This window comes from Phycisphaerae bacterium (genome assembly GCA_012729815.1).
Lineage (GTDB): Bacteria > Planctomycetota > Phycisphaerae > JAAYCJ01 > JAAYCJ01 > JAAYCJ01.
In genome coordinates this window covers 1-21,138 of record JAAYCJ010000113.1, presented here as the reverse complement: position 1 = coordinate 21,138, position 21,138 = coordinate 1, and the positions used below count along the sequence as shown (strand labels likewise).

Below are 21,138 nucleotides of genomic sequence, written 5' to 3'. Positions count from 1 at the left end.
GCGGTGATGCCGGATGGGTCGACGGTAGTGATCGCGTGCAACTTTTCGGGCAAGGCGGCCGACGCGGTCGTGACGCCCGCGACGCTGCCGGCCGGTGTGAAGCGGATGAGCGTTGCGGTGGATACGGCGACCGAGCACGCTGAGTTCGGGCCGTACGCGATCGAGGCGGGCAAACCGGCCGTGTTTGAGATCGGAAATCTGCCGCCGTATTCGATGGCGGTATTTCGAGCGGTTGGCGGGTGAGCGATTTTGGTTGAAAGGGGGGCGGCGGCCGGGTAGTTATGCGGCGTCGAGGAAAAGGAGTGGCCCGGCCGATGAACCGAGAACATCCGCAGTTGCAGCTTGCCATCGACGTGCTATCGACGGCCGACGCGCTGGCCGTGGCGGAGAAGGTGTATCCGCATTTCGATATTGCGGAGATCGGCACGCCGCTGATCATCGAGGAGGGCGTCGCTGCGCTCGAGAAGGTCAAGTCGCGATTTCCGGAGAAGCGTTATCTGGCGGACCTGAAGATCATGGACGCTGGGTTCATCGAGGCGTCCAGCGCGTTCCGGCGCGGGGCGGATCTGGTGACGGTGCTTGGCGCAGCGGACGATCGGACGATCAGCCAGGCGCTGGAGGCGGTGGCGAAGTACGGCGGACGGATCATGGCCGACCTGATCAACGTGCCGGACCCGCTGGTGCGGGCGCGGCGGCTTGAGCAGCTTGGTGTGCCGGTCTTGTGCGTTCATACGGCGTTCGACCGTCAGGCGCCGGGCGTCGATCCGATGTCGGAGCTGTCGCTGGTGCGTCCGGTGGTGCGGTGCGAGCTGGCGGTGGCGGGCGGTTTGAAGCTGGAGAACGTGGGCCGGGCGGTCGAAGGCGGCGGCGATATCGTGGTGGTCGGCGGAGCGATCATCAATCACGCCGATCCCGGCTGCGCCGCTGCGGAGATCATGGCCCGCATACGGGAGGCCCGTCGTGAGTGAGATTCGCGATACGCTGCGCGTCGTCTGTGACGAACTGGCCCAGTGCACGGGGCGGATCGACGCCGGCGCGGTCGGCGCGGCGGTCGAGGAGTTGGCCCGCGCCCCGCGGGTTTTTTTGGCCGGGGCTGGGCGAAGCGGGTTGGCGGTTCGCGGGTTCGCCATGCGGCTGATGCACATGGGGATGGCGGCGCACCTGGTGGGCGAGGTGACCACGCCGTCGATCGGGAAGGGGGATCTGCTGGTGATCGGGTCGGGCTCGGGCCGGACGTCGAGCCTTCTGGCGATGGCCCGGAAGGCGAAGGAGCTCGAGGCCCGGGTGCTGCTGGCGACGATCGATCCACGTTCGCCAATCGCTGAGCTTGCCGATGTGGTGGTGGCGATTCCGGCCCCGTCGCCCAAGGCAACGGCTGGGTCGGGGGTGCTGGCGTCGATTCAGCCGATGGGGTCGCTGTTCGAGCAGTCCCTCTTCATTCTTTATGACGCGATGATCGTGCTCCTGATGCGCCGGAGCGGCATCACGGCTGAGGCGATGTTCGCCCGGCACGCGAACCTGGAGTGACGCGCGGCCGCCGTCGCACATAAGCTCTTGCCTCGCAAGAAGATATACCAAAATCCACCGGTGACGGTCCGTTCCGCGCCGCGTCTTTGCCTGGGGGCTTGCATTTTATTGCACAACCGGTTATGCTGAGTTGCATAAGCGGTTGTGCACTGGACAGAGTCGCAGGAACGATCGGATGGAACGGCCCGGCATATCGCAGATCGCCAGCAGGCTGAAGCTCTCGAAGACCACGGTCTCGCGGGTGGTGAACAACACGCCCAACTCGCGGATTTCCGAGGCCACGCGGGCGAAGGTGCTGGCGGCGGTCCGCGAGACGGGCTACACGCCGAACCTCTCAGCCCGGGCGCTGGCCCGGGCGCGAACCAACATGATTGCCCTTCTGTTCGTGGACGTGACGAACCCCAGCATCGGCGAGTTCGTGATGGCCAACGAGACGCGGGCGGGCGACGCGGGGTTTCACACGATCCTGTGCAGTACGCGGGCCAGCGGGTCGCGGGAGGAGCAGCAGTGTCAGATGCTTCGCCAGCGCGGGGTGGACGGCTTGATTATCGAGCACCTCGGCGACCATCGGCACCTGGTGCGGATGGCGGAGGACGGGTATCCGTTCGTGCTGCTGGGGCCGTGCGAAGAGGCACCGTGGCTGGACTACGTGGGATTCGATGAGCTGGAAGGCGGGCGGATGGCGGCGCGGGCGCTGGTCGAAGCCGGGCGGCGGAGGATCGCCCACATCGGCGGGCAGGTCGGCTATCACGGCGCGGAGGAAAGGCGCCTGCAGGGTTATCTGGACGTGGTGAAATCCGCGGGGCTGCGGGCCAAGCCGGAGTGGATCTTCCGGGTCGAGAAGCACGAGGACCGGGCGATGGGACGGCAGGCGGGCTTGCGGCTTTTGGATCTGCCCGACCGGCCGGATGGGATCTGCTGTTACGACGATTTTCTGGCCCTCGGGGTTTTTGACGCAGCCAGAGACCGCGGTGTGCGGATCCCGGAGGAGCTGTCGCTGATCGGATATGGCGACCTGGCGATGTGTTCGCTGCTGCCGGTGCCGTTGGCTTCGGTGCATCTGGACATGGCGGCGCTGGGCCGGGAGGCGACGCGGGTGTTGCTGGAGAAGATCGAGCACGGGTCGGCCCAGGACGGGCGGCAAGGGCGTCTGATCGCACCGACGGTGGTCCGTCGCGAGTCGCTGGGGCCGATGGTGAACTAAAAGAAAAGAAAAGAAAGGACTGTCGCGCATGATGTTGAAGGCCGTTCTGTTGGCTCCGCTGATCTGCCTGTCGGCTGCGGCCGAGCCGGTGATTGTCAATCCGTCGTTCGAGCAGGTCGCCGAGAACGGTCAGCCGTTGGGTTGGAAGGCGTGGAGCACGCTGGGCGACGAGGCGGCCAAGGGGTGCACGACGGTGGAGGTCGGCGATGCGCCGGACGGAAAGCGCGTGGGCCAACTGGCGCCCGCAGCGCCGCAGATCGCGATTCTGTCGCAGAATCTGCAGGGTCTGGTTCCGGGACAGTGGTACGAGGTTTCCGGCATGATCCGCTGCAACGGCGCGGTGGGTCACGGGTGTCGGCTGGCGGTGGAGTATTGGCGCGGCAGCGTGGCGTACGGCGGGGTGGACTCCGAATCGCTGGTGGGCGACGTGGCGTGGCAGAAGGCGGTGGTGCGATTCGCGGCCCCGTCGACGGCGTATCGGGTGCAGTTGGATTTCATTTTCAGCGGGCAGTCGGGCACCGGCTGGATGGACGATCTGGCGATCAAGGCGATCGCGCCGCCGGCGCCGGATATCAGCGGGCGGCGGGTTCTGGACGGGCCGTTCTGGGGAGTTTTCACGTGCTTCGCGCGGTGGTTTCACAAGTACGCGCGGGACATGCAGGAGGCCGGCGTGGTCTGGCATCGGATGGGCCTGGGCGCGACGGCGCCCGATCTGCAGAAGCTGGCGGCGGAGACGGGCATCGTGTTCGCCTGCTGCATCGACGGGATGCCCGGTGCGAGGGACGCCAACGACCCGTGCTATCCGGTGACGCACTGGGGCGATTACCTGGGATTCATCGGGCCCTTCATCGAGAAGCCGGCGCCGCAGGTCCGCATCTGGGAGATCTTCAACGAGCCCAATCTGGTGGCCTCGTGGACGTTGCCGGGTTATTCGAACCTTTTGAACCGGGCGGCGAAGGCGATCAAGGCGACGCAGACGGGGATTCTGGTGGGCACCGGCGGGCTGGGCCTTCCCTTTCCCGGCTACGTCGAGGCCCTGCTCAAGCGCGATCAGGAAAAGCTGATCGACGTGGTGCTGATCCATCCTTACGCGGTGGATGAGGGGCTGGACTCGCAGCTTACGGCGGTCAGCGAGGCGTGCGTTCGGACGGGCCGGCCGGATATCGCGGTGGCGATCAACGAGACCGGCTGGCCGACGTGGGACCCTGCCACCGGTTATCAGGACTATTCGCAGTTCGTCTCGGAGGCCGAGCAGGCTCGCAACATTGTCAAGCTGCACATCCAGTCCCAGGCGCACCGGCTGAGCTTCGTGACGTATCTGGGCTGGAACGACGTTGATGAGAAGACGGACCAGGCGCACAACATGGGCCTGGTGCGGCTGGACGGTTCGCCGAAGCCGTCGTGGCGGGCGTATCGGTTCATGACCGCGACGATCGGCGATCGGCGGGTGGAACAGTGGAGTTGCGGGAAGGAGGGAACCCGGGTTTACCGGTTCAGCGGTGAAAAGCCGCTGTGGGCGGTCTGGAACGCCCTGGAGGATACGAAGGTTGTGGTCGATACCGGAGATGTGGACGTGTTTCCGTGCGATCTGTACGGCACGAAGCTGGCCGTCACGCCGGTTCGCGGCAAAGTGGAAGTGAAGGTGGGCGAGGCCCCGGTGTACCTCGTGCCCGTCGAGCCATAAGGAACGCTGTCATGAACGGAACATCGTCATATCGGAAGGCCTTTACGCTGATCGAGCTGCTGGTGGTGGTGGCGATCATCGCCGTGCTGGTTTCGCTGCTGCTTCCGGCGCTGAATACGGCGCGGGAGAGCGCGATCAAGACCACGTGCCTGTCGAACGTGCGGCAGATTCAGATCGGGTTGCTGATGTACGCGGATGAGTATCGGAATTTCTTTCCGACCGTCGGCGATACGAACCTCTCGACGCTGCGATCGCTGGCGCTTTTGTGGCCCGGCTACATCGCAGCGGACCGGACGTTTGCGTGTCCGGGAGCGACGGCTGAGGATCTGATGACGACCGTACTGGCCGACGGCGTGACGCCGTTCGCCGCTTCGTACAACTATCAGGACAGCGCGACGCCGCAGCCGATGCGGCTGCCGGGTCTGCGGCTCAGGGAGTATACCGACACCATCAGCGGCCACGGGCTTCCGCTGCTGTGCTGCCACAACAACGACTACGCCAGTGAGTATGTGCTGCCGAAGCGGATGAACCACTTCTCGCGAGGGGGCATCACGTTCGGCCAGTCGGGCGAGACGTTCTTGTGGCTCGACGGCGGCCGGTTGGAGGTCCGCTACGAGGCCGCGGTCGATAGCTGGGATCATAACCAGGTATTCGCGGCGTACGACTGGCCGTATTACCCTCACTTTGTGGCCAGGACCTGGCGGGGCTGGAATCACGCGGCGCTGCGGGAGTGGCAGTAAGCTCCTCGCCGCCGCGTCGCGGCGACAACCGGATTTCGTCCGTCCTTCCCGTGCAGGCGGAGGCCCACGCCCTGCCGGACCGCTTGGCTCTTCCCGGCGTCCGCGCTTGATATGTATCCGTTCGGCTGGTATATTCCGTCTTAACTGGACCAGTGCAATCCGGAGCGGCGCGGCATCCAAGCAAGCGTTCATGGCGGTGAAGGCGTGAAGACGATCTGGACCATCATTGCCAGCGGCATCATAGGCCGAATCTCCTCATTGGTGGTCTGGATGGCCATCTACGCGCCGGGATCAGAGGTCATATTGGATGAGGAGCATGCCGGTTCAGCCGCCATCCTCACCAACGGAACATTCGAAGGAGGCAAACACGTGACTGCCAATGATCCCGCTGAGTGTTGTCCGCGGTTTGATCCGGGGCCTTGGGAGAATCGGGAGTTCACCTGGGACAACAAGCCGTTTCTTGTGGACCGCGTGCGGAGTTTTTTGCACGTTCCGCTGAACTTCGGCGCGGTGATGGTCCGGAGCATGGCGGCGATCGAAGCGGCTGGGGCTGAGCCGCAGGAGATGATCGTGCTGTCGGATGAGAACTCGCTGTGGGGCGCGGATGTATATATCGCGGAGTCCAAGCCGGTTCCGGAGGCGCGGATGGCCAGTCTTTCGGGCACGTTTGTGGCCAAGGTGTTCGAAGGCCCCTACCGCGAGATGCGGACGTGGATCGACGATATGAAAACGTTCGTCCGCGAGCGGGGCAAGGAGCTTCGGAAGCTGTACTTCTTCTACACGACGTGTCCGAAGTGCGCGAAGCAGTACGGCGAGAACTACGTGGTCCTTCTGGCGCAGGTGTGAGTAACGTGGACAAGTCAGATCGTCAACCGCTGGTAGGACTGAGGCGATATACCGTGCGGATCGTGGACCACGAACCGGGATGGGTCGGTCTGGCGGCGGAGGTTTGCCGTGAGATCGCGGGCGTCTGCGGCGAGTTGGTGGTCGACGTTCAGCACGTCGGCAGCACGGCGGTGGCGGGTTTGCCGGCCAAGCCGATTCTCGATATTGCAGCGGCTGTGTGGTCCGTCGAGGCCATGGCGATGCTGATCGACCGGCTTGAGCCGTTGAACTACATCTATCGCGGCGACGGCGGCGGCGAAGGGGGGCACCTGTTTGTCCGCGAGTCCGAGCCGGAGGTGCGGACCGTCCACCTGCACGTGGTGGATCGGGATGACGCCCAATGGGCGAACTACCTGCTCTTCCGCGACCTGCTCCGCGGCGACGCTGAGATACGGGAGCAATACGCGGGCCTCAAGACCCGCCTGGCCGCCACTTTTGCCAACGACCGGCGGTCCTACACCAGCGCCAAGCACGAGTTTATCCGCAGGCTCCTCGAAACGCACGATCCCGATTTGAACAGAAGCACGCGAACGTAGCGAAGAAGATGCGGAAGAGCTGACCGTCGGGCGATCTCCAGCGAAGCGGCTTGGTTCCTTGTCGTTGAAGTGTTATACTGACCGGTGTTGGCGAGCGGACTGACAGGGCAGGAGGAAGGCCATGTACAGCATCAAACCCGGACGGGGACCTTCGGCGATGGGGGCGATCGGCGGAGTGGCGGCTGCCATTTTCGGCGTGTGCTGGACCATCGGGGCGGCGTCGATGGGGGCGCCGTGGTTCTTCGTTCTGTTCGGCGTGGTGTTCGTCGGGCTCGCCGTCGTCGGGATCGCATACAACTTCCACAACGCCATGCAGCGGGACCGAATGAGTTCGTTCGACATCACGACCGGCCAGGAGGAAGGCGACCCCGTCGCGCGGGCGCTCGGGTATGACCCTCGCGCCGACGACGAACGCCCTGGACGGCGCGACAAGGAAGAGCGGCGTCGGTTTGATGGCGACTTCTGCCCATTCTGCGGAGCTGAGGCCAGCCGGGACTTCGACTACTGCCCCAAGTGCGGCAAGGACATCTAAAGGACCAAAAGCCAAGCTCGGTTCGTTGTCTATGGCCATGAAAATCATCTACAGAATCACGTATCCGAACGGGAAGATCTACGTCGGCAAGGATCTGACCGACAGCATCAACTACTTCGGAAGCGCCGATGGCAGGCTGATTGAGGCGGACTTCACGCGGGAGCAGCGGCGGGATTTCACGATCCGCAAGCAGATACTGTGGGAGTCGCAGACCGCCTCCGACGAAGAGGTCAACGCCAAAGAAATAGAGTTCATCCGTGCGCTGCGTTCAAACGATCCTGCCGTCGGGTACAACCGCTGGCCCAGATTCATGCCGGCCAGGTGAAGGTGCGATTGGGCTAGACGTCCGCTGATCGCAAGCGATTCGGTCCCGGCAGTTGCCTACCGGCCCAGTGGCGGGACTCGACACCCGTCACGGAAGGCGACACGTCTACGCAACCGCTTGTGCCACTGGGAAAACGGGAGAAGGCGAGGAAACGCGGGCAAAAGAAAAGAGCCGCCAGAGTGCTGCCCGTCATGTTCAAGACGAGCGTTGGTATGTGCTTCGCTAGATTACCAGAAAACCGGTCCAAGCGACTTTACGTCAACTGCACTCCGCAGCTCTTTTCATCCAATTGTATGCCCATGATTCGCAAGGGTCGAGAAACGCGGGGTGATCGGCGATGGAATTGGCAATGACTGATCTTCAGTTTTTACAATAATCATTCAACAACTTGGGCGAGGGCGGCCGACTGGCGAACGACGGCGTCGATGGCGGCTTGGAGTTCGGTGATCTTGATGGGTTTGGCGATGTAGCCGTCCATGCCGGCTTCGAGGCATCGCTCCATGTCGCCCTTCATGGCGTAGGCGGTCATGGCGATGATCGGGATGCGCTGGCCGAGGGGCATCTCCTGCTCGCGGATGGCGGCGGTGGCTTCGAAGCCGTCCATTTCCGGCATCTGCACGTCCATGAGGACCAGGTCGTAGTCGTTTTTCCGCACGGCCTCGCAGGCTTTGCGGCCGTTGTCGGCGGTCGCGACCGTGTGGCCCCATTTTTCGAGGATGCGGATGGCGAGCTTCTGGTTGACGGGATTGTCTTCGGCCACGAGGATCCGCAGGGGCCGCGGCGGCTTGGTTTCAGCCGGTTGTTCAGCCGATCGCGGCTTGCCGGTGGTCGTCTCGGCGAGGGCGGAGCAGAGGGTCTGCGGATCGACCGGGCGGATCAGGAGCCGCGAGACGCCCAGTTGGCGGCAGCGGTCGTGATCCTCCGGCTGATCGGACGAGGCGAGCACGATGATGTGGGTCGTGGCCAATGACGGCGTGTTTCTGATCTGCTGGGCCAGGTCCAGGCCGTCCGACTCCCTGAGCCGCAGCTCGATCAGCGCCGTCCGGAAGGGCTGACCGGCTTCGATGGCCTCGTTGAGGGCCTGGATCGCCTCATCGGCGGCGGCCACCGTGGTGAGCGAAACGCCCCAGCCCTTGAACTGCTGGCTGAGCACGCACTGATTGGTCAGATTGGGATCGACGGCCAGCACCTTCAGATCCTTGAAGTCCGCCGGCACGAGGTGGGGTTTGGTTTCGGAAAGATCAAAAGCGGCGGTGAAGTGGAAGGTGCTGCCTTTGCCCGGTTCGCTCTCGACCCAGATCCGGCCGCCCATCATTTCGACCAGTTGGCGGCAGATGGCCAGGCCCAGGCCCGTCCCGCCGTAGCGGCGGGTGGTCGAGCCGTCTTCCTGTTCGAAGGCTTCGAAGATGGTCCGCTGCTTCTCCGAGCGAATGCCGATGCCGGTGTCGCGGACGCTGAAGTGAAGCTCGGCCCGATAATCGCCGGCGTGCTCGGCGCGGACGGCCAGGGCGACCTCGCCCTGTTCGGTGAACTTGACGGCGTTGTTGATCAGGTTGGTGATCACCTGGCGGAGGCGTCCCGGATCGCCCATCACCTGGGCGGGCACGTTCTCGTCCACCTGCACCAGCAGTTGCAGGCCCTTGCTTTCGGCCTGCGGGGCGAGGAAGTTGATCGTTTCGCCCACGCATTCGCGGAGGCCGAAGCTGATCCGTTCGAGCTCCAGCTTGCCCGCTTCGATCTTGGAGAAGTCCAGAATGTCGTTGATGATGGTCAGCAGGGAGTCGGCGCAGCGGCGGACCATGTTGAGGTACTCAGCCTGTTCCTCGCTCAGGTCGGTTTCGAGGGTCAGAAGGGTCATGCCGATGATCCCGTTCATCGGCGTGCGGATTTCGTGCGACATGTTGGCCAGGAACTCGCTCTTGGCCCGGTCGGCGCTCTCAGCCGCCTCCTTGGCCTTCTTGAGCTCCTCCTCGGCCCGGGTCCGCTCGGCGATCTCGCACGTGAGCCGGCCGTTGGATTCCGATAACTCAGCCGTTCGCTCCTGCAGGGATTCGACCATCCGATTGAAGCTGGAGGCGAGCAGGCCGATCTCGCCGACCGCCTCCTCGGTCGCCCGTTTGCTCAGGTTGCCCTCGGCGACGGCGGTGCTGGCGGCAACCAGGTCGCGGATCGGGGTGAGCAACTGGCCCATGGCCAGCACGGTGGCGACGATGCCGACCACGATCACGAGCACGGAGATGGCCACGCTGGCCGCCATGCGGTGCTTCAGTTCCGAGAGCACCTGTTCGAGGCTGTAGACCATGTGCAGATAGCCGATCGGGGCGGCGCCTCGCGGTTCGGCGCCCGCCTCGGCGTCCAGGAGGCCCAGGTCGATCTGGCTGACGTTGGCCCAGATGGGCACCACCACCAGCAGTTCGGTGACCGAGATTTCCACCCGTTGGTCGTCGCGGGAGGCCGGTCCGGCCAGCGGATCGTTGGGATCGACGGCGATCCGGGGCACGAAGTTTTCGGATCGCCGGTAGACGGACAGACGTTCGCCGTGGGCGTCGTAGACCTCAGCCAGCACGACGGTGGCGTCGCCCGCCGCTCCGGCCAGGACTCGTTCGAGGCTGTCCCGGTCGTTAAGCAGCACGCCCGGCTCGGCGTTGTGGCCGATCGCCCGGGTGTAGGTGACGGCGTGCTCGGTGATCTTGCGGATCGAGTCGTTGTGGTTCTGCTGGATCAGGACGGCGCTGAGGGAGCCGACGGTGCACATGACCAGAAGGGTGCAGAAGGAGATGGCGCGTCCGGTCAAACCCAACCGGGCAAAACCTCTCAACCTGGCTGCTCGTTCGGAAATCATACCGATCGCCATGACACTCTTCCCGGACGCACTCACGCCGCGCCCGTGGGATTCATCGGAACTTTTTCGGGGCCACTTTGGATACCGGCTGCACTTTTGGCGTCCGATAATCGACCCGGGGTTCGCCGGCCGGCGACAGGAAAACCGTCAAGAAAATAAAAGTGACCGATCGTTCACCATTGACTTTGTGGTCCGACCTGACTAGACTGTCCCATCATGAAGGTAAAAGCGGGCACAGTGCGACAGGATCGGGCCCAGAAGCGGGCCTCGCGGACCCGGCGGCGCCTCCAGGAGGCGGCCCTCTCGGTCTTCACCGAAGTCGGCGTGGACGCCGCCGCGATCGAGGACATCACCGAACGCGCGGATTTGGGCAAAGGGACCTTTTATCGCCATTTTCGCGACAAGTACGACCTGATGCTCTCGCTGGTCGAGAACGCGGTGGATCATCTGCTGGAGCATGTGAACCAGGTGGAGCAGCAGCCGGAGGATCTGGAAGAGGCGCTGGAGCATTTACTGGTTGCACACTCGACTTTTTTCGGCGACAATAGTGAGGAGTTTATCCTCCTGTTCCAGGGGCGGGTCCTTTTAAAGCTGCAGAGGGAATCGGCGGAGGAACTGGAACAACCCTACGTCCGCTACCTCGAAGCGATTGAAAATTATCTGTCACCCTACGTCTCGAAGCGCATCGATCCTGTGAAGGTCAGGCGGCTGGCTTGTGCCGTGGCAGGATTCGTGTTCGGGTTTTTGTCATTTGCCATGATCGGATTGACCTCCGAGGAAATCGAAACCAGCTTCAAGCCGCTGCGTCGGGCGTTTGTGGCGGGGCTTTCCACGTTTCTGGGGCGATAACATCGAGAGTTGTCTTTTGTGTTTTTCAGCCATACACTTACAAACGCAAATTGATTATTAGGAGTCAGGATCATGCAGAGGACGGATGGCCTAAGCGACGGTGACGGCAACTCAGATGGCGCCAGGTCCACCGGCCAGGGCTGCGGATCGGCCAAGGATCCCGATCCGGCGCCTGGAGGCTTGCCGAGAGGCGTTGATGAGCGTCAGTGGGGGGACTGGCGATGGCAGATGAGGCACCGGGTTCGGACTCCCGCCCAGCTTGAGCAGCAGTTTCCCTCCCTCAAGGATCGCAGCGACCTTCCGGAGGTGGTGCGCAAGTATCCGATGGCGATCACGCCGTACTACGCATCGCTGATTCAGCGGGCGGATTCGTCGGACCCGGTCTTCCAGATGAGCGTGCCGCAGGGCCTGGAGCTGTGCGACCCGTCGTTCCTCAAGGGCGACCCGCTGGAAGAAGAAGAAGACATGCCGGTGCCGGGGCTGGTGCATCGGTATCCGGACCGCGCGCTGCTGATCGCGACGACCACGTGCTCGATGTACTGCCGCCACTGCACCCGCAAGCGGGTCGCGGGGACGCGGGAGAGCACGATCTCGGCGTGCCGGCTCGAGCAGGTCCGGGCGTATCTGACGGCGCATCCGGAGATCAGGGACGTGATCGTCTCGGGCGGCGATCCGTTGACGATGGGCACGGAGGCGATCGAGGCGGTGCTGAAGGTGTTGCGGGGCGTTTCGAGCATTGAGATCATCCGCGTGGGGACGCGGACGCCGGTGGTGCTGCCGATGCGGATCACCGACGAGCTGACGGCGATGCTGCGGAAGTACCATCCGATCTGGGTGAACACGCACTTTAATCACCCCAACGAACTGACGGACGAGGCGGTCGCGGCGTGCGGCCGGCTGGCCGACGCGGGAATCCCGCTGGGCAACCAGTCGGTGCTGCTGCGCGGGGTCAACGACGATCCGCGGATCATCGAGGAGCTCTGCCGCGGGCTGGTGCGGGCGCGGGTGCGGCCGTACTACCTGTTCCAGTGCGACCTGGTGCGAGGCGTCGAGCACTTCCGGACGCCGCTGAGCCGGGGGATCGAGATCATGGAGCACCTGCGCGGGCGTCTCAGCGGGCTGGCGATTCCGACGTTCGTGGTGGACGCGCCGCATGGCGGCGGCAAGATTCCGCTGCTGCCGAACTACGTGGTGACCACCAGTCCGACGCACACCGTGCTGCGGAACTTCGAGGGAATGATGGTCTCGTACCCGGAACCGGACCCGATCGGGGACAGCCGCGGCGACCGCTGGCGCCGCGAAGGCTCGCCGGAGGTCTGCGATCTGGTCAGCGGACGGGCCACCGCGATCGTCCCGCAGGGCACCGCGCGAGGCCGGCGGCGCAGCGCCATCGAGCACGGGGAACTGGCCGAGTCCGGAAAGCAGCGTTAGGATGATACGCATCCGCCGGATCTACAGCACGGTCCTGCCGTCCGACCGGGAGCAGATCGAGCAGGTCCGGGAGATTTTCGTCCAGCACTTCGGCGAGGTCGCCGACTACGCCGGCAAGATCCCCGACATGCTGGATTCGCCGTTCAAGTACGGCTATCGGGCGGTTCTGCTGGTCTCCGAGCAGGCGGCCAACCGGGTCACCGGATTCTCGCTGGTCCTGCACTTTCCCGAGGTCAACAGCTCGCTGCTGGACTTCATCGCGGTGCGCGGGACGATCCGGGGCGGCGGCCTGGGCAGCGCGTTGTACGAGGCGACCCGCGAGCACCTGCGCGAGCTCGGCTCGCGCGGGCTGTACATGGAGGCGTTGCCCGACGACCCGCAGCAGGTGGCCGATCCGGCCAGGCTGAAGGAGAACCAGGCCCGCCTGCGGTTTTACGAGCGCTACGGCGTGCGGCCGGTGGTCGGTACGGAGTACGAGACGCCGATCGGCGAGCCGCCGGCCCCGTTTCTGCTGTTCGATCCGCTGGGCCGCAAGGGTTCGCTGCGCCGCTCGGAGTGCCGGGCCGCGGTCCGGCTGATCCTGCAGCGAAAGTACAGCCATCTGGTCGGACCGGACTACATCGAGCGGGTGGTGGAGTCGTTCGTCGACGATCCGGTGCGTTTTCGCGAACCGCGGTACCTGAAGGTCGAGCCGAAGACGGCGCTGGTCAACGGGCACCTCCAGAAGAACCTGGCCCTGGTCGTCTCGGAACACCATCGGATCCACCACGTCCGCGAGCGCGGCTACGTGGAGCGGCCGGTGCGCGTCGAGACGTTGCGGGCGGGAATACGGTCCGCCGTCCTGTTCGATGAGATTCCGCCGCGGCCGTTCGGCGAGGACGTGATCAAGGAGGTCCACGACAGCGACTTCGTCAACTACCTGCGGAACGTCTGCGAAAAGCTCGCGCCGCGACGGCCGGTGTACCCGTACGTCTTTCCGCTCCGGCGGGCCAACGTCAAACCCAAGGATCTTTCGATCCGGGCCGGATACTACTGCATCGACACCTTCACGCCGCTGGACCAGAACGCGTACCGCGCCGCCCGGGCGGCGGTCAACGTGGCGCTGACCGCCACGGAGGAGCTGCTGCGCGGCCGGCCGATCGTCTACGCCCTGTGCCGGCCGCCGGGCCATCACGCCCAGCGGCGGGCGTTCGGCGGGTTCTGCTACTTCAACAACGCGGCCATCGCCGCCAACCGCCTCAGCAAGCACGGCCGCGTCGCCACGCTCGATATCGATTTCCACCACGGCAACGGCACGCAGGACATCTTCTGGTCCCGCGACGACGTGCTGACCGTCTCGATCCACGGGCATCCCAACTTCGCCTATCCGTACTTCTCCGGATTCGCCGACGAAGTCGGCGAAGGACCGGGCAAGGGCTTTAACCGCAACTTCCCGCTGCCCGAAAATGCCGGCGACCAGGTCTACCTCGATACGGTCGAGAAGGCCCTCGAGGCGATCGGCAAATACAAGCCAACCGTCCTGGTCGTTTCCGTCGGCTTTGACACCATGCGCGGCGATCCCACCGGCTCGTTCGGGCTGACGCTGCGGGCGATGGAGGCCATCGGCCGGCGGATCATGACGCTGGGCGTGCCCGTCCTGGTCGTCCAGGAAGGCGGTTACAGCCTGAGCAACCTGCGGCGGGGCGGGGCCGCGTTCTTCCGAGGCCTCGGCCGCGGACTGACCGAACGATCCGCCACCTCCATCACCGTATTCCAAGGGAGGCCATCATGAGCCTGACCATCGGACTGACCTACGACCTGCGAAACGACTACTTGGAAAAGGGCTTCGACGAACAGACCGTCGCCGAGTTCGACTCGCACGAGACGATCGACGCCCTTGACGCCACGATCCGCAGCCTGGGCTACCGGACCGACCGGATCGGCAGCGCCTGGTCGCTGTGCCGCCGGCTGAGCGACGGCCAACGGTGGGACCTGGTGTTCAACATCGCCGAAGGCCTTTTCGGGCGAAGCCGCGAAGCCCAGGTGCCGGCCATCCTCGAACTCCATCAGGCGCCCTACACCTTTTCCGATCCGCTGGTCTGCGCCGCCACACTCGATAAGGCGGTGGCCAAGCGGCTGGTCCGCGACGCCGGCCTGCTGACCGCCGGGTTCGCGGTGGCCCGCGAGCCGGGTGACCTGGCCGGCGTGGAGCTGGCCTATCCGCTGTTCGTCAAGCCGCTCTGCGAAGGCACGGGCAAGGGTATCGATGAACGTTCGCGCATCGACGACGCCGAGCAGCTTAAGCGGCGGGTCCGCGAACTGCTGCTGCGGTATCATCAGCCGGTGCTCATCGAGGAGTTCCTGCCCGGCCGGGAAGTCACCGTCGGCGTTCTGGGCACCGGGCGCGACGCCCGCGTGCTGGGCACGATGGAGATCGAGCTGCGCGATCCGTCGCAGGGCGGAATCTACTCCTACGACTCCAAGGAACGCTGCGAACAGCTCGTCCGTTACTTTCCGATGGAAAAGGGTCCGCTTCGCGAGCGGGTCGAGACGCTGGCGCTGCAGTCGTACCTGGCGCTGGAATGCCGCGACGCCGGACGGGTTGATATCCGACTCGACCGCAGCGGTCAGCCGTGCTTCATGGAGGTCAACCCGCTGCCCGGCCTGCACCCGAGCCACTCGGACCTGCCGATGATCGCGACGCAGGAGGGCATGCCCTACGCCGAACTGATCGGTTCCATCATCACCAGCGCGTTGGCGCGCAACAGGAGTTCCGATGCCACGGCCGTGCGAAAGCGTTCTGCTGCTTCATAATCTGCCCCGCCAGGTTTCATCCGACGGCGAGGCCTTTTCCGTCCACGAAAGCGACGCCGGCGTGCTCGAGGAAGTCCGGGCGGTCGTCGCCGCGATGGAGACACTGGGCGTTCCGCACCGCGTCCGCCCGCTGCGCGAGCTGGCGGAGCTGCCGGAACTGCTGTCCCGCGCGGATGAGCCGATCGTGTTCAACCTGGTCGAGGAATTGCCCGGCCGGGCGATGGACGCCTCGCTGGCGCCTGCGATCTGCGAAGCCTACGGCAAGGGCTGCACCGGCAACGACACGCAAAGCCTGCTGCAAGCGCTGGACAAGGTCCGCAGCAAGGCGATCCTGGCGGAGGCGGGCCTGCCCGTGCCGGCCGGGATCGCGGTCGTACCGGGCGAACCGATCGACGCCTCGGCGCTGCCGCCCGGGCCGTGGCTGGTCAAACCCGCCGCCTCCGACGCCAGCGAGGGCATCGACGCCCGCCGATCAATCGTGCGGGCCGGCGGGCCTGCCCTCGAAGAGGCGGTCAACCGCATCCACCGCCAGTTCGGCCAGACCGCGATCGTCGAACAACTGGTCGGCCAGCGGGAGCTGAACGTCTCGGTGATCCAGGGCCCGGAGGGAGCGACGGTTCTGCCGCTGGCGGAGATCGATTTCTCCGCGTTCGGAACCGAGCGGCCGCGGATCGTGGACTACGCCGCCAAGTGGCTGGCCGATTCGTTCGAGTTCAACCACACGCCGCGGATCATCCCCGCTCCGCTCGAGGAGTCCGACGCCCAGCTCGTTCGCCGGACCGCCCTGCAGGCCTGGTCGGCCCTTGGCTGCCGCGACTATGCCCGGGTGGATTTCCGCATGGATGATGAGGGCCGCCTGTTCGTGCTCGAGGTCAATCCCAACCCGGACATCGCGCCCGACGCCGGCTTCGCCGCCGCGCTCGCCGCCGCCGGCGTCCCGTACCACCAGTTCGTCTCGTCGACAATCGAGTCCGCCGCCGACCGGGCGATCCGGCCGAAGGCGGCTGTGAATCTCGACGATCCTTCCGTCCCGATCCGGCACACCGAATCCCGCGACCGCGCGGACATTCTCGAACTGCTCGAGGCTACCGCGTTTTTCCGGCCCGACGAACTGGAGATCGCCCGCGAGGTGCTCGACGAGGCGATCGCCAAAGGGCCGCGGGGCCACTATCAGTCCTTCACCGCCGAACAGGACGGCCGGGCCATCGGCTGGGTGTGCTACGGACCGACGCCCTGCACGCTGGGCACCTATGATATCTACTGGATCGCCGTTTCACCCCGCACGCAGGCCCGCGGCGTCGGTACGCGGCTGATGGCATTCGCCGAGGATCGCATCCGCCAAGCCGGCGGGCGACTCGCCGTGGTCGAGACCTCGGGCCGCCCGTCGTACCGCCCCACCCGGCGATTCTACCTGACCCGCGGCTATCGCCAAGCCGCCCGATTACCCGATTTCTACGCCACGGGCGACGACAAGGTCGTCTACACCCGCGCCGTCTGACCCGCCCCAAAAAAACCAAGGGCCGCGCGACGGCTCACGCGGCCTGGAACGGAGAGGGGGGGATTCGAACCCCCGGTACCCACTTAAGGGCACAACGGTTTTCGAAACCGTCTCCTTCAGCCACTCGGACACCTCTCCAAGCTGCTGTCGCCAAAAGGCTTATGGGTCGACCGGCCGTGGTCAATTCCGCTTCTGACGCATCGTGCATCATACTCTATCGGCAAGCAACGCCGATTTCAAGCGGATTAGCCCAAGTGTCCGCAAACGATCCGTCCAGCCATCGCCTCACGACCATCGCCGTTCGCCAGCGCTCAGACGGTAAGGAACGTCTGGCGGGTGGCTGTTGCATCCTCCAGATTATCGGCATTAATGAAGGTTCCCAAGTGTCTTTCAAAGTGATGATGGCATATAGCGTGGACGGCGCCATTAGCTGCATTTTTCTTCCACCAGTTACACTGTGGTAGGAAAACTTCGCGGCTACTAGAGCCCTATAAAAGGTCCCTGACGGCCTCGTCCCTGTCGGCGACCCAGCCCGTTCTTGGCGATTACTCAAAACCCTAAAATCCAAACGTATATTATTCTGAGAATGTAAGGGGGGGTGCGTGGATAGTCGAAAGACTCATCAGCCGGCGGATAGTCTGTGCTGCCGCGGCTGACCAACGTGAGGACCGACAAGAGGAAGGGGACGGCAGCATGTGGTTCCCGTGAGCGGATCCACTCTTATTCCCGGCGTTCGAACGGCGCAGAATCAGGCACCTGGACGTACTCCGAGGCGATGGCCGTTGTATTTGGTGCTGAGGTCGAGATGTTTTTTGAGAGTCTTGAACGTCGGATCCTGCTGTCGGCGGGCTGGGGCGTTGGCGCCGTGGACGAGACTCTTCCCCTTCATCGGCCATTGGTTGAAATGGTCGTTGGAGATACGCCCCCGGTTCTCTGCCGTGGGGATAGCGGTTCAACGATCGATCTATTGTCCAGTGCGGAAGCATTGCCGATTCCACTGCCAACCGGTACCACAGCCTTCACCGCGGCAACTCCCAATTCGATTTCGCATCAGGCGGGACTCGACGTCGTACTGATCGACAACAGCCTGAATGACCGTGAACTCCTGTTTCAGTCGGTTGACGGCAAGTCCGTGGTGATTGAGTACAACAGTCTGTTTGACACGTCCACCCAGGTGCTGAACCGCGTTATCGCGACCGCAGCCGGGAGGCACGAAGCGATCGGCTCTCTTACCATTCTCTCCCATGGAAACCCCGGGGAGTTCACGCTTGGCAACCAGTGGATCACCGGCAATACCGTCGGTGAGCAACAGGCGGTTTGGCGGGAATTGGGCAAGGTGTTCGCGCCGGGCGGCAATATCTACGTCTTCGGCTGCAATACAGGCGACCCTTCCGGTGGCGGACAGGTCCTGCTCAATCATCTGGCCGCCTGGACCGGCGCCGATGTCTTCGCTTCCAACGATATTACTGGAGCGGGCGGCGACTGGACTCTTGAAGTCGCTTCCGTGGGCGCCCAACAGGAATTGGCCGCCGGTCTGGCCGTGCCGCTTGACTTCCAGGAGTTGGCCGGATATCGGTGGTTTTTGGCGGGTCCCCCATCGTTGACTACGACCGTCACGGCGCTGAGCTACACCGAGAACAATAAAACCCAGGTGGATTCGGGGCTGACGGTGAGCGGCGGTGATGCCGATGATACCGGAGCCACCGTGACGATCTCCGCCGGCTACGTCAATGGGCAGGACGTATTGGCATTCACGAATCAGTCGGGCATCACCGGCAGTTGGAACGCCTCGACCGGCGTCTTGACGCTCTCGGGCACCGCGACTCGCGCCAATTATCAAACGGCATTGCGATCGGTAACCTACACCAATACAAGCGACGCCCCGAACACGGCAACCCGGACGGTAAGCTTCCAAATCACCGATGCCGCCGGCAAGACAAGTTCCGCCGCGACCCGTAACATTACGGTGACGGCCGTCAACGACTCGCCCGTCTTCGGCACCGGCGGCAATGGCATCGTTACCACTCCGGTTGGATCCGGCGCCGACACCGCATCCACTCTTGCGGTTCAAGCCGACGGCAAATTACTCGCCGCGGGGGGTGGCAGTGGTGATTTTGGCCTGGCGCGGTATAGCGCAGACGGTTTTCTCGACACCACGTTCTCCGGCGACGGCGTTCTCACCACGGCCATCAGTCCGAATACCGATATCGCCTACAGCATGGCGATCCAGGCGGACGGCAAGATCGTCGCCGCGGGATACAGCTATAACGGCAGCAACGATGACTTCGCCCTGGTGCGTTACAACTCGGACGGCTCGCTCGACACCACGTTCTCCGGCGACGGTATCGTCACGACCGGTTTTGGCGGGTCATCCGCCGATCAGGTCAAAAGCGTGGCGATCCAGGCGGACGGCAAGATTGTGGTCGCCGGGTACAGCAATCTGGGCGGCACCAACGACTTTGCCCTGGCTCGCTACAACACGGACGGCTCGCTCGACACCTCCTTTTCAGGCGACGGACTGCTCACGACCGCGATCGGCACAGGCGCTGACGCCGCCTATGGCATGGCGATCCAGGCGGACGGCAAGATCGTCGCGGCGGGATACAGCTATAACGGCAGCAACTATGACTTCGCTCTGGTGCGTTACAACACGGACGGCTCGCTCGACACCACGTTCTCCGGCGACGGTATCGTCACGACCGGTTTTGGCGGATCATCCGCTGATCAGGTTCAGAGCATGGCGATCCAGGCGGACGGCAAGATCGTGGTCGGCGGGTCCAGCAATCTGAGCGGCTCGGATGACTTTGCCGTGGCACGGTACAACACGGACGGCTCGCTCGACATCACATTTTCAGGCGACGGACTGCTCACGACCGACTGCGGCGGAGTGCTCGATCAGCTCAAAAGCATCGCGATCCAGTCCGACGGCAAGATTGTGGCCGTGGGGAACTCGATGTCCGCGTCCCTCGTCTATGACATCGCTCTGGCGCGTTACAACACGGACGGCTCGCTCGACACGACGTTCTCAGGCGACGGGAAGCTCACGACCAATCTGGGAACGGCCTCGGATAGCGTTAATGCTGTAGCGATTCAATCCAGTGGAAAGATCGTCGCGGCGGGCTCCATTCCCGTTGCGGGCAACACCGATTTCGTTCTCGTTCGCTACGCCTCAGACGGCGAGTTTGATACTTCATGGGGATCGATGAACTGCCTTGACGACACTCCGACCTTCATCCAAGGTGGTGGCGCGGTGGTGTTCGACGACGATGTCCAGGTGCTCGATGCCGAACTGGCCGCCGCCGGCAATTATGCCGGGGCTACTCTTACCATCGTCCGCAACGGCGGGACCAACGCGGATGATGTCTACGGCCATTCCGGCGCCCTGTCCGCCTTGACCGAGGGCGGCAACCTCGTCCTCTCGGGCGTCACCATCGGCACGGTCACGACCAACAGCGGCGGCACCCTGGTGCTGACCTTCAACGCCAGTGCCACGCAGTCGTATGTCAACTCCACGCTGCAATCCATTACCTACGCCAACAGCAGTGGTACGCCGCCCGCCTCGGTTAAAGTCGATTGGACTTTCAATGACAACAATACGGGTGCGCAGGGTACGGGCGGGGCTCTTGGCGCCACGGGCAGCATCACCGTCACCATCAGCGCCGCCTCAAATACCGCACCCGTCCTGGACGACACCAAGAACCCTGCCCTTACCGCTGAGAATGAAGACTCCGGAGCGCCCTCTGGAGCGGTAGGCACCTTAGTCTCCGGTTTGGTGGACTTTGCCTCTCCTTCCGGACAGGTGGATAATGTTACCGATGCTGACAGCGGCGCATTACTGGGTATTGCCGTTACCGCTGCCGATACGACCAATGGGACGTGGTACTACTCGACCGACAATGGGACCAACTGGAATGCCCTGGGGGCGGTGACGGATACCAATGCCCGTCTGTTGGCCGCCGACGGCAGTACCCGTCTGTACTTCCAGCCGGATGCCAACTACAACGGATTGATAGCCGGCGCCATTACCTTCAGAGCCTGGGATCAAACTTCCGGAAGCAACGGTGCTTTGACCGATACCTCCACCAACGGCGGAACGACGGCTTATTCTTCGGCCACGGATACGGCCAGTCTGGCGATCAACGCCGTCAATGATGCTCCGGTCGTCACACCCACCGGCAGCACGGTCAATTATACCGAGGGCGATGGGCCCGTTACGGTGGACGACGGGTTGACCATCAGCGACGCCGATGATACGAATCTCGAGGGCGCGACCATCAGCATCACCAACTTCG

General features: G+C 64.0%; 17 protein-coding genes and 1 tRNA gene. 16 read left to right on the top strand and 2 right to left on the bottom strand.

Going from position 1 to position 21,138, the window contains the following annotated elements:
• From GXY33_08160 to GXY33_08115, 10 genes are all read left to right on the top strand, one after another.
• A partial coding sequence (locus tag GXY33_08160) for a hypothetical protein (GenBank protein ID NLX05102.1) occupies positions 1-243 on the top strand: 243 nt, incomplete at its 5' end.
• Between the two features lie 71 nt (positions 244-314).
• On the top strand, positions 315-968 hold the full coding sequence (locus GXY33_08155; protein NLX05101.1) for a 3-hexulose-6-phosphate synthase: 654 nt from the start codon (positions 315-317) through the stop codon (positions 966-968).
• The gene (gene hxlB / locus GXY33_08150; GenBank protein ID NLX05100.1) at positions 961-1,527 is read left to right on the top strand and encodes a 6-phospho-3-hexuloisomerase; all 567 of its coding nucleotides are present in this window, start codon (positions 961-963) and stop codon (positions 1,525-1,527) included. Before GXY33_08155 ends, hxlB begins: the two co-directional genes overlap by 8 nt.
• 175 nt (positions 1,528-1,702) lie before the next feature.
• Positions 1,703-2,731: a LacI family transcriptional regulator gene (locus GXY33_08145; GenBank protein NLX05099.1), complete on the top strand. Its 1,029-nt coding sequence runs from the start codon at positions 1,703-1,705 to the stop codon at positions 2,729-2,731.
• 28 nt (positions 2,732-2,759) lie between these two features.
• Complete coding sequence (locus GXY33_08140; GenBank protein ID NLX05098.1) at positions 2,760-4,415, top strand: hypothetical protein; 1,656 nt, start codon at positions 2,760-2,762, stop codon at positions 4,413-4,415.
• 11 nt (positions 4,416-4,426) lie between these two features.
• Positions 4,427-5,155, top strand: coding sequence for a prepilin-type N-terminal cleavage/methylation domain-containing protein (locus GXY33_08135; GenBank protein NLX05097.1), 729 nt, complete (start codon positions 4,427-4,429; stop codon positions 5,153-5,155).
• Positions 5,156-5,488: 333 nt separating this feature from the next.
• Positions 5,489-6,001 carry a hypothetical protein gene (locus GXY33_08130; protein ID NLX05096.1) on the top strand — a complete coding sequence of 171 codons (513 nt, stop codon included), beginning with the start codon at positions 5,489-5,491 and terminating at the stop codon, positions 5,999-6,001.
• A 5-nt stretch (positions 6,002-6,006) separates the two neighbouring features.
• Positions 6,007-6,576 (top strand): GrpB family protein, encoded by a 570-nt coding sequence (locus GXY33_08125; protein NLX05095.1) that lies wholly within the window; start codon positions 6,007-6,009, stop codon positions 6,574-6,576.
• 121 nt (positions 6,577-6,697) lie between these two features.
• Positions 6,698-7,108 (top strand): zinc ribbon domain-containing protein, encoded by a 411-nt coding sequence (locus GXY33_08120; protein ID NLX05094.1) that lies wholly within the window; start codon positions 6,698-6,700, stop codon positions 7,106-7,108.
• A gap of 37 nt (positions 7,109-7,145) precedes the next feature.
• A complete protein-coding gene (locus tag GXY33_08115) occupies positions 7,146-7,433 on the top strand; it encodes a GIY-YIG nuclease family protein (protein ID NLX05093.1) in 288 nt (95 codons plus the stop codon).
• Positions 7,434-7,809: 376 nt separating this feature from the next.
• Here GXY33_08115 and GXY33_08110 read toward each other — a convergent pair whose 3' ends face one another.
• On the bottom strand, positions 7,810-10,251 hold the full coding sequence (locus GXY33_08110) for a response regulator (GenBank protein ID NLX05092.1): 2,442 nt from the start codon (positions 10,249-10,251) through the stop codon (positions 7,810-7,812).
• Between the two features lie 348 nt (positions 10,252-10,599).
• Here GXY33_08110 and GXY33_08105 point away from each other — a divergent pair, with 348 nt between their 5' ends.
• The 5 genes from GXY33_08105 to GXY33_08085 all read left to right on the top strand — a co-directional run bounded on the left by GXY33_08105 (position 10,600) and on the right by GXY33_08085 (position 16,846).
• Positions 10,600-11,124, top strand: coding sequence for a TetR/AcrR family transcriptional regulator (locus GXY33_08105; GenBank protein NLX05091.1), 525 nt, complete (start codon positions 10,600-10,602; stop codon positions 11,122-11,124).
• A 72-nt stretch (positions 11,125-11,196) separates the two neighbouring features.
• Positions 11,197-12,555 (top strand): KamA family radical SAM protein, encoded by a 1,359-nt coding sequence (locus tag GXY33_08100; GenBank protein ID NLX05090.1) that lies wholly within the window; start codon positions 11,197-11,199, stop codon positions 12,553-12,555.
• A 1-nt stretch (position 12,556) separates the two neighbouring features.
• A complete protein-coding gene (locus tag GXY33_08095; GenBank protein ID NLX05089.1) occupies positions 12,557-14,326 on the top strand; it encodes a histone deacetylase family protein in 1,770 nt (589 codons plus the stop codon).
• Between the two features lie 2 nt (positions 14,327-14,328).
• Positions 14,329-15,348, top strand: a complete 1,020-nt coding sequence (locus GXY33_08090; GenBank protein NLX05088.1) for a D-alanine--D-alanine ligase — start codon at positions 14,329-14,331, stop codon at positions 15,346-15,348.
• Positions 15,311-16,846: a GNAT family N-acetyltransferase gene (locus GXY33_08085; GenBank protein ID NLX05087.1), complete on the top strand. Its 1,536-nt coding sequence runs from the start codon at positions 15,311-15,313 to the stop codon at positions 16,844-16,846. The genes GXY33_08090 and GXY33_08085 overlap by 38 nt, the downstream gene beginning before the upstream one ends.
• Before the next feature lie 49 nt (positions 16,847-16,895).
• On the opposite strand, the gene GXY33_08080 is transcribed toward GXY33_08085, so the two are convergent.
• Positions 16,896-16,984 (bottom strand) — tRNA-Ser (locus GXY33_08080).
• A 637-nt stretch (positions 16,985-17,621) separates the two neighbouring features.
• Between GXY33_08080 and GXY33_08075 the strand changes: the two genes are divergently transcribed.
• Positions 17,622-21,138, top strand: a 3,517-nt coding sequence (locus tag GXY33_08075; protein NLX05086.1) for a DUF4347 domain-containing protein, incomplete at its 3' end; no start/stop codon positions are given.